General features: G+C 72.2%; 12 protein-coding genes. 9 read left to right on the top strand and 3 right to left on the bottom strand.

Going from position 1 to position 13882, the window contains the following annotated elements:
- Window positions 1–3 precede the first annotated feature (3 nt).
- The 7 genes from ACGFZL_RS17430 (at window position 4) to ACGFZL_RS17400 (ending at window position 8427) form a co-directional block, all read left to right on the top strand.
- Window positions 4–2055, top strand: coding sequence for a protein meaA (locus tag ACGFZL_RS17430; RefSeq protein ID WP_393692576.1), 2052 nt, complete (start codon window positions 4–6; stop codon window positions 2053–2055).
- Window positions 2052–3014, top strand: a complete 963-nt coding sequence (locus tag ACGFZL_RS17425; protein WP_393692574.1) for an HpcH/HpaI aldolase/citrate lyase family protein — start codon at window positions 2052–2054, stop codon at window positions 3012–3014. The genes ACGFZL_RS17430 and ACGFZL_RS17425 overlap by 4 nt, the downstream gene beginning before the upstream one ends.
- Window positions 3015–3019: 5 nt before the next feature.
- A complete protein-coding gene (locus ACGFZL_RS17420; RefSeq protein ID WP_393692572.1) occupies window positions 3020–3532 on the top strand; it encodes a MaoC family dehydratase in 513 nt (170 codons plus the stop codon).
- Window positions 3533–3534: 2 nt separating this feature from the next.
- Complete coding sequence (locus ACGFZL_RS17415; protein WP_355170207.1) at window positions 3535–4740, top strand: acyl-CoA dehydrogenase family protein; 1206 nt, start codon at window positions 3535–3537, stop codon at window positions 4738–4740.
- A 181-nt stretch (window positions 4741–4921) separates the two neighbouring features.
- A complete protein-coding gene (locus tag ACGFZL_RS17410) occupies window positions 4922–5578 on the top strand; it encodes a phosphatidylserine decarboxylase (protein ID WP_393692570.1) in 657 nt (218 codons plus the stop codon).
- 22 nt (window positions 5579–5600) lie between these two features.
- Window positions 5601–6416 carry a CDP-diacylglycerol--serine O-phosphatidyltransferase gene (gene pssA, locus ACGFZL_RS17405; RefSeq protein WP_393692568.1) on the top strand — a complete coding sequence of 272 codons (816 nt, stop codon included), beginning with the start codon at window positions 5601–5603 and terminating at the stop codon, window positions 6414–6416.
- A 226-nt stretch (window positions 6417–6642) separates the two neighbouring features.
- Window positions 6643–8427 carry an endo-1,4-beta-xylanase gene (locus ACGFZL_RS17400; protein ID WP_393692566.1) on the top strand — a complete coding sequence of 595 codons (1785 nt, stop codon included), beginning with the start codon at window positions 6643–6645 and terminating at the stop codon, window positions 8425–8427.
- A gap of 263 nt (window positions 8428–8690) precedes the next feature.
- Here ACGFZL_RS17400 and ACGFZL_RS17395 read toward each other — a convergent pair whose 3' ends face one another.
- The gene (locus ACGFZL_RS17395; RefSeq protein WP_393692950.1) at window positions 8691–9809 is read right to left on the bottom strand and encodes a glycerate kinase; all 1119 of its coding nucleotides are present in this window, start codon (window positions 9807–9809) and stop codon (window positions 8691–8693) included.
- Between the two features lie 446 nt (window positions 9810–10255).
- Between ACGFZL_RS17395 and ACGFZL_RS17390 the strand changes: the two genes are divergently transcribed.
- Together ACGFZL_RS17390 and ACGFZL_RS17385 are read left to right on the top strand one after the other, a co-directional pair.
- On the top strand, window positions 10256–10750 hold the full coding sequence (locus ACGFZL_RS17390; RefSeq protein WP_393692564.1) for an NUDIX domain-containing protein: 495 nt from the start codon (window positions 10256–10258) through the stop codon (window positions 10748–10750).
- 52 nt (window positions 10751–10802) lie between these two features.
- Window positions 10803–11540 carry an NAD-dependent deacetylase gene (locus ACGFZL_RS17385; RefSeq protein ID WP_393692562.1) on the top strand — a complete coding sequence of 246 codons (738 nt, stop codon included), beginning with the start codon at window positions 10803–10805 and terminating at the stop codon, window positions 11538–11540.
- Here ACGFZL_RS17385 and ACGFZL_RS17380 read toward each other — a convergent pair.
- Both ACGFZL_RS17380 and ACGFZL_RS17375 read right to left on the bottom strand, forming a co-directional pair.
- Window positions 11537–12028, bottom strand: coding sequence for a methylated-DNA--[protein]-cysteine S-methyltransferase (locus ACGFZL_RS17380; protein ID WP_393692560.1), 492 nt, complete (start codon window positions 12026–12028; stop codon window positions 11537–11539). The two genes, ACGFZL_RS17385 and ACGFZL_RS17380, sit on opposite strands and share 4 nt — an antisense overlap.
- Window positions 12029–12048: 20 nt before the next feature.
- Window positions 12049–13518, bottom strand: a complete 1470-nt coding sequence (locus ACGFZL_RS17375) for an AlkA N-terminal domain-containing protein (protein ID WP_393692948.1) — start codon at window positions 13516–13518, stop codon at window positions 12049–12051.
- Between the last annotated feature and the right edge of the window lie 364 nt (window positions 13519–13882).

The raw sequence follows: 13882 nt of genomic DNA, 5'->3' as shown, positions 1-13882 counted from the left end.
GCCATGACCGAGCGCCAGAAGGACCGGCCGTGGCTCATGCGGACCTACGCCGGCCACTCCACGGCGGAGGCGTCCAACGAGCTGTACCGGCGCAACCTCGCCAAGGGCCAGACGGGTCTGTCGGTCGCCTTCGACCTGCCGACACAGACCGGCTACGACTCCGACCACGTCCTCGCCCGCGGCGAGGTCGGCCGGGTCGGGGTGCCGGTCGCCCACCTCGGTGACATGCGCCGGCTGTTCCAGGACATCCCCCTGGAGCAGATGAACACCTCGATGACCATCAACGCCACCGCCATGTGGCTGCTGGCGCTCTACCAGGTGGTCGCCGAGGAGCACGGCGCGGACATCACCAAGCTCCAGGGCACCACCCAGAACGACATCGTCAAGGAGTACCTGTCCCGCGGCACGCACGTCTTCCCGCCCGGGCCCTCGCTCCGCCTGACGACCGACATGATCGCGTACACGGTCGCCCACATCCCCAAGTGGAACCCGATCAACATCTGCAGCTACCACCTCCAGGAGGCGGGCGCCACGCCGGTGCAGGAGATCGCGTACGCGATGTCCACGGCGGTCGCCGTCCTGGACGCGGTGCGCGACTCGGGACAGGTGCCCGAGGAGCGGATGGGCGACGTGGTCGGCCGGATCTCCTTCTTCGTCAACGCCGGCGTGCGGTTCGTCGAGGAGATGTGCAAGATGCGGGCCTTCGGGCGCATCTGGGACCGCGTCACCCGCGAGCGCTACGGCATCGCGAACCCCAAGCACCGCCGCTTCCGCTACGGCGTCCAGGTCAACTCGCTCGGCCTGACCGAGGCGCAGCCGGAGAACAACGTCCAGCGGATCGTCCTGGAGATGCTGGCCGTCACCCTCTCCAAGGACGCCCGCGCCCGGGCCGTGCAGCTGCCCGCCTGGAACGAGGCCCTCGGCCTGCCCCGTCCCTGGGACCAGCAGTGGTCGCTGCGCATCCAGCAGGTGCTCGCCTACGAGAGCGACCTCCTGGAGTACGGCGACCTCTTCGAGGGCTCGAAGGTGGTCGAGGCCAAGGTGGACGAGCTGGTCGACGCGGCCCTGGAGGAGATGGACCGCATCGAGCAGATGGGCGGCGCGATGGCGGCCGTCGAGTCCGGCTACCTCAAGTCGCAGCTGGTCTCCTCGCACGCCGAGCGCCGGGCCCGGATCGAGTCCGGCCAGGAGAAGATCATCGGGGTCAACGCCTTCGAGGGCACCGAGCCCAACCCGCTCACCGCCGACCTGGACACCGCCATCATGACGGTCGACCCGCAGACCGAGGCGCGGGTGGTCAAGGCCGTCGAGGAGTGGCGCACCACGCGCCAGGAGTCCTCCGACCGGCAGGGCATGGGCGACCCCTTCCACTACCCGACCGTCTCGCAGACCCTGGACCGCCTGAAGGAGGCCGCCAAGGGCACCGAGAACCTGATGGAGGCCACCCTGGAGTGCGCCCGCGCCGGCGTCACCACCGGCGAGTGGGCCGGGGCGCTGCGCGAGGTGTTCGGCGAGTTCCGCGCCCCGACCGGGGTGTCCTCGGCGCCGGTGGCGATCCCCGCCGAGGCGGGCTCCGCGCTCGGCGAGGTGCGCAGCCGGGTGGACGCCACCGCCCGCGACCTCGGGGTCGGCAAGCTGCGCTTCCTGGTCGGCAAGCCCGGCCTTGACGGCCACTCCAACGGGGCCGAGCAGATCGCCGTGCGGGCCCGCGACGCCGGGTTCGAGGTGGTCTACCAGGGCATCCGGCTCACCCCGGAGCAGATCGTGGACGCCGCCCTCGCGGAGGACGTGCACGCGGTGGGCCTGTCCATCCTGTCCGGCTCGCACGCCCAGCTGGTCCCCGACGTCCTGGAGCGGCTGCGCGCGGCCGGCGCGACCGACATCCCGGTGATCGCCGGCGGGATCATCCCGAACGCCGACGCCGCGCAGCTCAAGGCCGCCGGAGTGGCCGCCGTCTTCACCCCGAAGGACTTCGACATCACCGGGATCATCGGCCGTATCGTCGACGAGATCCGCAGCGCCAACAAGCTCGACCCCCTGGAGGTCCCCGCATGACGTCCGTCAACCGCCTTCGCCCCCGGCGCTCCTGCCTGGCCGTGCCGGGCTCGAACCCGCGCTTCCTGGAGAAGGCGCAGGGCCTCCCGGCCGACCAGGTCTTCCTCGACCTGGAGGACGCCTGCGCGCCCCTCGCCAAGCCGGACGCGCGGCACACCATCGTCAAGTTCCTCAACGAGGGCGACTGGACGGGCAAGACACGCGTGGTGCGCGTCAATGACTGGACGACAGAGTGGACGTACCGGGACGTCGTGACGGTTGTTGAGGGTGCCGGCCCCAATCTTGACTGCATCATGTTGCCCAAGGTCCAGGACGCGGGACAGATCGTGGCCCTCGACCTCCTCCTCACCCAGATCGAGAAGACCATGGGCTTCGAGGTGGGCCGGATCGGCATCGAGGCGCAGATCGAGAACGCCCGGGGCCTCAACAACGTCAACGCGATCGCCGAAGCCTCCCCGCGCATCGAGACGATCATCTTCGGCCCGGCCGACTTCATGGCGTCGATCAACATGAAGTCCCTCGTCGTGGGCGAGCAGCCGCCCGGCTACCCGGCGGACGCCTACCACTACATCCTGATGAAGATCCTCATGGCCGCCCGCGCCAACGACCTCCAGGCCATCGACGGCCCCTACCTCCAGATCAAGAACGTGGACGGCTTCCGCGAGGTCGCCGGCCGTGCCGCCGCGCTCGGCTTCGACGGCAAGTGGGTGCTGCACCCCGGCCAGGTCGAGGCGGCCAACGAGGTGTTCTCGCCCTCCCAGGAGGACTACGACCACGCCGAGCTGATCCTGGACGCCTACGAGTACTGCACGTCCGAGGCGGGCGGCAAGAAGGGCTCGGCGATGCTCGGCGACGAGATGATCGACGAGGCCAGCCGCAAGATGGCCCTGGTCGTGGCCGGCAAGGGCCGCGCCGCCGGGATGCGGCGCACCAGCACGTTCGAGATCCCGGAGGTCTGAGCGCGATGCAGTTCGGACGCACCTACGAGGAGTTCGAGGTCGGCGCGGTCTACAAGCACTGGCCCGGCAAGACGGTCACCGAGTACGACGACCACCTCTTCTGCCTCCTCACCATGAACCACCACCCGCTCCACCTGGACGCGCACTACGCGGAGCGGACGACGGACTTCGGTAAGAACGTCGTGGTCGGCAACTACGTCTACTCCCTCCTGCTCGGCATGTCCGTCCCGGACGTGTCAGGGAAGGCGATCGCCAACCTGGAGATCGAGTCGCTGAAGCACGTGGCGCCGACCTTCCACGGCGACACCATCTACGGCGAGACGACGGTCCTGGACAAGTGGCCGTCGAAGTCGAAGGACGACCGCGGCATCGTGCACGTGGAGACCAAGGGCTACAAGCAGGACGGCACCCTGGTGTGCGTCTTCCGCCGCAAGGTCATGGTGCCGACCGAGACGTACATCAAGGAGCGCGGCGGCGAGCAGCCGGGCCGCCCGGAGCTGAAGGCGCAGGAGAAGTAGCCATGGCCCGTCTCGCGCAGACCGCCGGTCTGACCGACGTCCAGCAGGAGATCCTCTCCACCGTCCGGGGCTTTGTCGACAAAGAGATCATCCCGGTCGCCACCGAGCTTGAGCACCGCGACGAGTACCCCCAGCAGATCGTGGACGGCCTGAAGGAGCTGGGCCTCTTCGGACTGATGATCCCCGAGGAGTACGGGGGCCTGGGCGAGTCGCTGCTGACCTACGCCCTGTGCGTGGAGGAGATCGCCCGGGGCTGGATGTCGGTGTCCGGCATCATCAACACGCACTTCATCGTGGCGTACATGCTCAAGCAGCACGGCACGCAGGAGCAGAAGGACCACTTCCTGCCGCGCATGGCGGCCGGAGACATCCGGGGCGCGTTCTCCATGTCGGAGCCGGCGCTCGGCTCCGATGTGTCGGCCATCACGTCGAAGGCGGTCCGCGACGGCGACGAGTACGTCCTGACCGGCCAGAAGATGTGGCTGACCAACGGCGGCACCTCCTCCCTGGTGGCCGTCCTGGTCCGCAGTGACGAGGGTCACCCCGAGGGCACCGCCCCGCACAAGTCGATGACGACCTTCCTGGTGGAGAAGGAGCCCGGGTTCGGCGAGGTCCGCCCGGGTCTCACCATCCCTGGCAAGATCGACAAGATGGGCTACAAGGGCGTCGACACCACCGAGCTGATCATGGACGGCCTGCGCATCCCGGCCGACCGCGTCCTCGGCGGCACCACCGGACGCGGTTTTTACCAAATGATGGACGGCGTCGAGGTCGGCCGCGTCAACGTCGCCGCCCGCGGCTGCGGCGTGGCCCAGCGCGCCTTCGAGCTGGGCGTTCGCTACGCCCAGGAGCGCCACACCTTCGGCAAGGCCATCGCGCAGCACCAGGCCATCCAGTTCAAGCTGGCCGAGATGGCGACCAAGGTCGAGGCGGCGCATGCGATGATGGTCAACGCCGCACGCAAAAAGGACTCGGGCGAACGAAACGACCTGGAAGCGGGGATGGCGAAGTACCTGGCCTCCGAGTACTGCAAGGAGGTCGTGGAGGACGCCTTCCGGATCCACGGCGGGTACGGCTTCTCCAAGGAGTACGAGATCGAGCGGCTCTACCGCGAGGCCCCGATGCTCCTGATCGGTGAAGGGACCGCCGAGATCCAGAAAATGATCATCGGGCGCAGGTTGCTCGAAGAGTATCGATTCCAGGGCTGAATGTCCCGATACGGGGTGGTTTGATCGCGGTTCGATGGAGAAGAAGGTCACACCCCGTAGGCACTCTTCGGCCGCCGACTCGGCTTCCTGGCTTACCCAGTTGCGACAGGAAGCCGCTACGATCGGCTAAAAGCCGCCGTCCCCCGTCAGAGCGCGGCATCATCCGCTACGAAGGTCATCCATGCCCCACAGCCAAACCTCTGCATTTCGCGACAGCCTCGCCGGCGTACGCCTCGCGCGCGGAGCATCGCCGTGGCTTCTGCCGACCGTCGCCACCGCAGCCCTCAGCCTGGCCCGGTCGCGTCGATCCGGCGCGGCCAAGGCCGTCGCCGTCCCCGCCACCGCGCTGGCGGCGGGGATGCTGTGGTTCTTCCGCGACCCCGAGCGCGAGATCGCGCAGGGCCGGGTCATCTCGCCCGCCGACGGAGTGGTGCAGAGCATCATGCCGTGGAAGGACGGCCGCACCCGCGTCGCCATCTTCATGAGCCCGCTCAACGTCCACGTCAACCGCGCGCCGCTGGCCGGCACCGTGACGTCGGTCGAGCACATCCCCGGTGGCTTCGTTCCCGCCTTCAACAAGGAGAGCGAGAACAACGAGCGGGTGGTGTGGCACTTCGACACCGAGCTGGGCGACATCGAGATGATCCAGATCGCCGGCGCGGTGGCCCGTCGCATCGTCCCGTACGTGCCGCAGGGCACGAAGGTCGAGCAGGGTGACCGGATCGGTCTGATCCGCTTCGGCTCGCGCGTCGACGTCTATCTTCCCGAGGGCGTGGAAGTAGACGTAGAGGTGGGCCAGAAGACGGTGGCTGGGGTGACTCGCATTGACCGTGGTTGATCCGCAGACCAAGGGTGGCTGGATGCCCGACGCCGACGAGGTGGACGACGAGGAGGAGATGCCCCTCTCGATGCGCCTGTCGATAGCGGACACCCTCACCCTCGGCAACGCCACGTGCGGCTTCATGGCGGTGTACTTCACCACCACCGGCATCCTGATCCCGCACCTCATGGGCAGCCAGGAGTCGGGCATGGCCCGGCACAGCGCGGCCACGGCGGTCATCCTGATGCTGTGCGCGGCGATCTTCGACCTGTTCGACGGGCTGGTCGCGCGCAAGCTGCGCAGCTCGCCGATGGGCGCGGAGCTGGACAACCTGTCCGACCTGATCAGCTTCGGCCTGGCCCCGGCGTACTTCGTCCTCGTCTACGGCATGGTGGCGGACGACGCGCACCAGCGGGTGGCGGCGGTGGGCGCGATCGTGGTGCTCCTCGCGGTGGTCCTTCGCCTGGCGCGCTTCTCCTGCGTCACGCTCAAGGACGGCACCTTCCAGGGCATGCCGTCGCCCTTCGGGGCGCTGACGGTGGTCTCCATCGTGCTCCTGGAGCTGCCGTTCCCGGCGACGCTCCTCGCCATCCTGGGGACGGCCTGGCTGATGGTGAGCCGGGTGGAGTACCCGAAGCCGCGGGGGCGCCTCGCGGTGGCGATGCTCGGCTGGATCGTCCTCTCCATGGGGCTGCTGGCCGGCTGGGCGTTCGACGCGCCGAGCGGGCAGCTGCTGCTGCAGACCGGGTGTGCGCTACAGCTGGTGATGGGCGCGGTGATCCCGCTGTTCGCCACGGCCCGCCGGGTGAACAACTTCCGCGACAACCGGCGGGAGGCGCGGGCGGCCCAGCCGTAGCGCTCCGCTGGGTGGGGCCCCGGACCTGGGTGAGGTTCGGGGCTCTTCTGTTTGTGGGCGCCAATTTCCCAACCCGCACGGGTGGTGGGTGGGCACAGGCCGGGGGTCTGGGGGCGGAGCCCCCAGCAACCGGTGCTGCAATGCCCCGCACATATTGACAGGTGCACGACTCTCCCGCACCGTGGGAGCGCTCCCAAGCACCTCTTCCGAGCCGCGGAGGACTGTCATGCCCTTACCCCGCTTACGTCTGGTGGCCCTGGCCGCCGGAGCCGCCCTGCTGCTCACCCCACTCGCGCCCGCCGGCGCCGCCGAGCCCGGCTCCCTCGACGCCCTCGCCGCCGCCCAGGGCCGCCGCTTCGGCACCGCCGTCGACGACGCGGGGCTGGCCGACCCCGCCTACACCACCGTCGCCGCCCGCGAATTCGGCCGCGTCACCCCCGCCAACGCCATGAAGTGGGACGCCGTCGAGCCCCGGCAGGGGGCGTTCTCCTTCGCCCGGGGCGACGCCCTGGTCGACTTCGCCCGCGCGCACGGGCAGCAGGTGCGCGGCCACACCCTGGTCTGGCACAGCCAGCTCCCCGGCTGGGTGGCCGCGCTTCCCGCCGCCCAGGTCCGCGGGGCGATGGAGAACCACATCGCGCAGGTCGCCGGCCACTGGAAGGGCAAGATCCACACCTGGGACGTGGTGAACGAGCCCTTCAACGACGACGGCACCTTCCGCACCACGAGCCCCTTCTACGCCGCCATGGGCGAGGACTACATCGCGTACGCGTTCCGCGCCGCCCGCGCGGCCGACCCGGACGCCAAGCTCTACCTGAACGACTACAACACCGAGGGCTCGGGGGCGAAGGCCGACGCCATGTACCGCCTCGCGAGCCGCCTGAAGGCCCAGGGCGTCCCGCTGGACGGCGTCGGCTTCCAGGTCCACCTGGCGACGCAGTACGGCTTCCCGTACGGCATGCAGGCCAACCTCCAGCGCTTCGCCGACCTCGGCCTCGACGTGGCGATCACCGAGCTGGACGTCCGCATGCCGCTGCCCGTCGACGCCGCGAAGACGGCCGTGCAGAACGACTACTACCGGCGTGCCGTGGAGGCGTGCCTGGGCGTGACGCGGTGCGAGTCGGTCACGGTGTGGGACTTCACCGACAAGTACAGCTGGGTGCCCTCCGCCTTCCCCGGGCAGGGATCCGCCGCGCTCTACGACGAGCAGTACCGCCCCAAGGCCGCGTACGACGCCGTCCGCCAGGCCCTCGGCGGCAGCACGACGCCGCCCGACACCCGGGCGCCGTCGGCTCCCACCGGTCTCACCGCCACGGCGGCCGGGGCCACGTCGGCGACCCTCGCCTGGCAGGCGGCCACCGACGACACGGGGGTGACCGGGTACGACGTCTACCGCGACGGTGCGCGCGTCGGCTCGGCCGCCGCGACCTCGTACACCGACACGGGTCTCAGCCCTTCCACGGCCTACCGCTGGACGGTGCGCGCGCGGGATGCCGCGGGCAACGTCTCGGCGGCCTCCGCGGAGGCGACGGCCACGACGGCTGCCGGCGGTGGTGGGGGGCCGGGGCTCGTCGTCCAGCACCGTGTGAACGACCAGTCGGCGACGGACAACCAGATCAAGCCGGGGCTGCGGCTGGTGAACCGGGGTGGTGCGGCTGCCGACCTGTCGCGTGTCACGCTGCGCTACTGGTTCACCGGTGACGGGGGGTCGTCCGCCTTCAGCGCGTGGTGCGACTACGCGGCGGTCGGGTGCGGGGCGGTGCGGGAGAAGGTGGTCGCGCTGCCCGCCGGGCGGCCCGGGGCCGACCACTACCTGGAGGTGTCGTTCGCCTCGGGGAGCCTGGCCGCGGGGGCCTCCACCGGGGAGATCCAGCTCCGTGTGAACAAGGCCGACTGGTCGGCGTTCACCGAGGCCGACGATCACAGCTACCGGGTGGCGTCTTCGTACGCGGACGCGCCAAAGGTGACGGCGTACGTGGACGGGGTGCTGGTCCACGGCATCGAGCCCTGAGCCTGCCCGAGGCGCGGGTCACTGGGGGCTGCCGCCCCCAGACCCCCGGACCTATGCCCACCCACCGCCCGTGCGGGTGGGGACATGGGCGAGGTCGAGGGCGTTCAGCCCACCCCGCGTTCAAGGGCTTCAGCCCGTCCGGCGTTTGAGGACGAGGCCCATCAAGGGCCGAAGCGGGGGTCCGGGGGCGGCAGCCCCCGGGGACGGGAAGGGTAGGGGCGGCGGGGGCGAGAAGAAGCCCCCGGCGCCCGCCCTCCTCGGCCTCAGCTCAGGAAATCCCGGCCGATGCGCTCCGCGACGCGCTCCAGGATCGGCCCGGCGTCGGCGATGCACTTCGCCACGTCCGGCTCGACGTCTGTCAGCGGATACGCCCGGCGGATCCCCGCCCGCCCCAGCTTCTCCACCGGCAGCGCCAGCCGCCCGCACACCGCGACGACCTCCTTGCCCGCGGCCCGCGCCGCCGCCGCGACCCCGGCGGGGGCCTTCCCGTGCAGCGTCTGCTCGTCCAGCGACCCCTCCCCCGTGATCACCAGCTCGGCCCGCTCCACGGCGGGCGCGAAGCCCAGCACGTCGAGCATCACGTCGATTCCGGGCCGGAACCGCGCGCCCAGCAGCATCGCCCCGAACCCGATCCCACCCGCGGCCCCCGCCCCCGGCGACGCGGCGAACTCGGCGGCCCGAGCACCCACCGCCCCCTCCAGCACCTTCGCGAAGTGCCCGAGCGCGGCGTCCAGCGCCTCCACGTCCTGCGGGGAGGCACCCTTCTGCGGCCCGTACACGGCCGGCGCGCCCTTCGGCCCGGTCAGCGGGTTGTCCACGTCGCTGGCGAGCACCAGCTCGACCTCGGACAGCCGCGCGTCCAGCCCCGACAGATCGGCCGAGGCCAGCTCCGCGAGCCCGCCCCCGCCGGGCGCCACCGGCTCCCCGCGCCCGTCCAGGAACCGCGCACCGAGCGCGGCCAGCATCCCCGCGCCGCCGTCGGTCGTGGCGCTGCCGCCGACCCCGAACACGATGGTCCGCGCCCCGGCCTCCAGCGCGGCGAGCAGCACCTCGCCCGAGCCGTACGTGGACGCGGTCAGCGGCGCGAGCACGCCGTCCGGCAGCCGCTGGAGCCCGCTCGCCTCGGCCATCTCCACGACCGCCGTACCGTCCCGCAGCGCGAACGCCGCCGTGACCTGGTCGCCGACGGGCCCGGTGACGCGGACCTCCCGCCGCTCGAACCCGGCCGCGACCGCCGCGGCCACCGTGCCGTCGCCGCCGTCGGCCACGGGCAGCGCCTCGACCTCGACGTCCGGCACGACCCGGCGCAGCCCGGCGGTCACCCGCTGGGCGACCTCCACGGCCGTGAGCGAGCCCTTGAACTTGTCCGCGGCGACGAGCACCCGGCGGGCCCCGTCCACTGAAGCGTCAGCCACCTTGATTTCCCCTTGCTCTCCGAGCCTTGCGCACGTCAAGGCAGTCGCGCCGCAGCGACCATAACCGGAGGACACCCACCCCGTCATGCCCGGCCCGCACCGTGATACCCGCCCCCGACACCCTTCCGACCGTGACCGACGACTGGCGGACGGACCGGATCGGCGCCGTGCTGCGGGGCGAGAACCCCACGGTGCTGCGACGCCTGGCGGCGGGTTTCGCGGTCATCGGGGACGTTCGTTCCTCCACGTCTGCGGGCGCCTCGACCCCTGCCCGTTGTGGCGCTGCCCGGTCGGCCACTGGACCGAGCCCCGCCACCGGCTCGGCTCCCGGCACGACTCACTGCGGGCGGCGCTCGGCGCGGAGCTGGACGCGCTGTCCGCCCCGTGACACCGGCCCTCGCTACCCTGCCGGGATGAGCACTGCTGACTACGCCACGTACATCGCCGGTCTCCCCCGCGTCCTCGCCGGCGCCGCCGTGCTGTTCCGGGACGAGCGGGGGCACGTGCTGGTGGTCGAGCCGAACTACCGGGAGGGCTGGGCGCTGCCCGGCGGGACGATCGAGTCGGACACCGGGGAGACCCCCCGGGAGGGGGCGCGGCGGGAGGCGCTGGAGGAGGTCGGGCTCGACGTCCCGCCGGGGCGGCTGCTCGCGGTGGACTGGGTGTCAGGGCCCGGGCGCCCGCCGCTGGTGGCGTACGTCTACGACGGCGGGGTGCTCACCCGCGAGCAGCTCGGCGCCATCCGGCTCCAGCAGGAGGAACTGGACTCCTGGCGGACCGTCCCCCGCGAGGACCTGTCCGGCTACCTGCTCGACGCCCTGTGCGGGCGCGTCCTGGCCGCCCTGGACGTCCTGGCGGACGGCTCGGGTCCGGCGGAGCTGGAGGACGGCCGCCGGGTGGACCGGTGAGGTCGCGGATATCGCGTCGCCGGGCGGGGCCCCGCGCCCTACCCTCGTCCGCATGACCTCCAAGCCACTCGTCGCCGTGCTCAGCGGTGCCGGGATCTCCACCGATTCCGGCATTCCCGACTACCGCGGGCCGAACGGGCTGTGGCGGCGGGATCCCGAGGCGGAGAAGCTCGTGACGTACGAGTACTACATGGGCGATCCCGAGATCCGGCGGCGGTCCTGGCTGATGCGCCGGGACAGCCGGGCGCTGGGGGCCGAGCCGAACGCGGCACACCGCGCGGTCGCCGAGCTGGAGCGGGCCGGGGTGCCGGTGCGGGTGATCACGCAGAACGTGGACGGGCTGCACCAGCTGGCCGGGCTCTCCGCCCGCAAGGTGCTGGAGCTGCACGGCACCGCGCGGGAGTACGTCTGCACCGGCTGCCACGTGCGCGGGCCGATGGAGGACGCGCTCGGGCGGGTCGCGGGCGGTGAGGACGATCCGCCGTGCCTCGCGTGCGGGGGGATCCTGAAGTCCGCGACCGTGATGTTCGGGGAGCGCCTCGACCCGGAGGTCCTGGGGCAGGCCGTCGCCATCAGCAAGGCGTGCCAGGTGTTCGTCGCCGTCGGCAGCAGTCTCCAGGTGCAGCCCGCGGCCGGGCTCGCGGGGGTCGCCGCCGACCACGGTGCCCGGCTCGTCGTCGTCAACGCCGAGCCGACGCCGTACGACGAGGTCGCCGACGAGGTGGTCCGGGAGCCCATCGGCACCGCGCTGCCCGCGCTGCTGCGGCGGGTGGCGGCGGAGGGCGGCTAGAAGAGGGCCGTGCCGCGCTCCAGGTCCAGCAGCCGGCGCTTGCGGGGCAGGCCGCCGCCGTAGCCGGTCAGGGAGCCGCTCGCGCCGATGACGCGGTGGCAGGGGACGATGATGCCGACCGGGTTGCGGCCGTTGGCCAGGCCGACCGCGCGGGAGGCGGCCGGGTTGCCGAGGGCGGCGGCGAGTTCGCCGTAGGTGCGGGTCTCGCCGTACGGGATGGCCCGCAGGGAGTTCCAGACGGTGCGCTGGAACGGGGTGCCCTGGAGGGTGAGGGGGACGGTGAAGGTGGTCAGGTCGCCGGTGAAGTAGGCGCCGAGCTGGGCGGCGGTTTCCGCGAAGGGCGGATCCTGCGCGGGCGACCGCGGGCCGAAGGTCTCCTGGGCGGGGCGGTGGCGCTGGTCGGGCATGTAGAGGCCGCACAGGGCGTCGTCCTCGGCGACCAGGGTGAGCCGGCCGTACGGGCTGTCGATCACGGTGTGGTGGCGCACGGGTTCTCCTCGGTCGGGGATCAGGCGGGCAGGAAGTTGACCGGGTGGTCGCCGGTCGCCCACAGGTACTGGACCGCGTACGCCCGCCACGGCCGCCAGGCCGCCGCCCGGGCGGTCAGCGCCGCCGGGGTCGAGGGCAGGCCCAGGTCGCGGGCGGCGTGGCGGACGCCGAGGTCGGTGGGGAGGAAGGCGTCGGGGTCGCCGAGGGCGCGCATCGCGATGACGTCGGCGGTCCAGGGGCCGAAGCCGGGCAGGGCGAGGAGCCGTTCGCGGGCGGACGGCCAGTCGCTCTCCGGGCCCAGGGCGAGGGAGCCGTCGGCGAGGTGGGAGACGAGGGTGGTGAGCGTCGTGCGGCGGGTGCGGGGCATCGCCAGGGCCTCGGGGTCCACCCCGGCCAGCGCCTCGGCCGACGGGAAGAGGTGGGTGAGGCCGCCCTCCGGGTCCTCGACCGGGTCGCCGTGCGCGAGGACCAGGCGGGCGGCGTGGGTGCGGGCCGCCGCCGTGGAGACCTGCTGGCCGAGGACGGCCCGCACGGCGAACTCCGCCTCGTCGACCGTGCGCGGGACGCGGCGGCCCGGTGCCTTGTCCACCAGCGGCGCCATCACCTCGTCCGTCCTCAGCTGCGCGTCGATCGCCTCCGGGTCGGCGTCCAGGTCGAGCAGCCGGCGGCAGCGGCTGATGGCGACGGGCAGGTCCCGCAGGTCGCTCAGGACCAGGCGGCAGGCGATGTGGTCCGGCCGCGGGGCGAGCGCGACGACGCCGTGGCCGTGCGGCAGGCGCAGGGTGCGGCGGTAGGCGCCGTCCCGCCACTCCTCGACGCCGGGGACGCCGGTCGCGGCGAGGTGGCCGAAGAGGTTGTCGGGGTGGAGGGGCGCGCGGAACGGCAGGCGGAGGGCGAGGGCGCCCGGCGCCGCTCCGGCCTGCCGCCGGGGCGCACGGGCGCGCAGCTCGCCGGGGCTGAGGGCGAAGACCTCGCGGACCGTGTCGTTGAAGGTGCGTACGGAGGAGAAGCCGGCCGCGAAGGCGATGTCGGCGAAGGGCAGCGGGGTGGTCTCGATGAGCAGCCGGGCGGTCTGGGCGCGCTGCGCGCGGGCGAGCGCGAGCGGTCCGGCGCCCAGCTCGGCGAGGAGCTGGCGCTCCACCTGCCGGGTGCTGTAGCCGAGGCGCGCGGCGAGGCCGGGCACGCCCTCGCGGTCCACGACGCCGTCGGCGATCAGCCGCATGGCGCGGGCGGTGAGGTCGGCGCGCCGGTTCCACTCCGGGGAGCCGGGGCTGGTGTCGGGGCGGCAGCGCTTGCAGGCCCGGAAGCCGGCCTGCTGGCAGGCGGCGGCGCTCGGGTAGAAGGTCATGTTCTCGGGCTTGGGCGGGACCACCGGGCAGCTGGGCCGGCAGTAGATCCCGGTGGTCAGGACGGCCGTGAAGAACCAGCCGTCGAACCGCGCGTCCTTGGACCGCACGGCGCGCGCGCAGCGCTCGGTGTCGGTGTGCATCCCCGTAGGCATGGGTCAAGGATCGCCCATCGGGGCGGGCCGGGCTGGCGAGAATCCGACATCGTGGTGGCGCTGGCTGCTAGGGCGTGTCCGCAAAGTCCCGCCTGCCTGGCGACGCCCGGCACGCTCCCCCAAGCTCTTCGAGCAGGGGGGACCCCCACTCGCCGCACCGGCCGAACACCCGCGTACAACCAGTACGCGGGCGTCCGCCCGGCACACCGAGAGCACGCACCGGACGCCGCGCGGCCCGCCCTACGGGCGGACGACGCGACTTTGCGGACACGCCCTAGGTGTATTGATCACGAGCGTTGTTGACACGCGTGGGTGCTTGATCATGGCGAAGACCTCCGGTGTGGTGGAGCTG

The organism is Streptomyces sp. NPDC048182 (assembly GCF_043202555.1).
Classification (GTDB): domain Bacteria; phylum Actinomycetota; class Actinomycetes; order Streptomycetales; family Streptomycetaceae; genus Streptomyces.
This window is presented reverse-complemented; position numbering and strand designations above follow the sequence as displayed.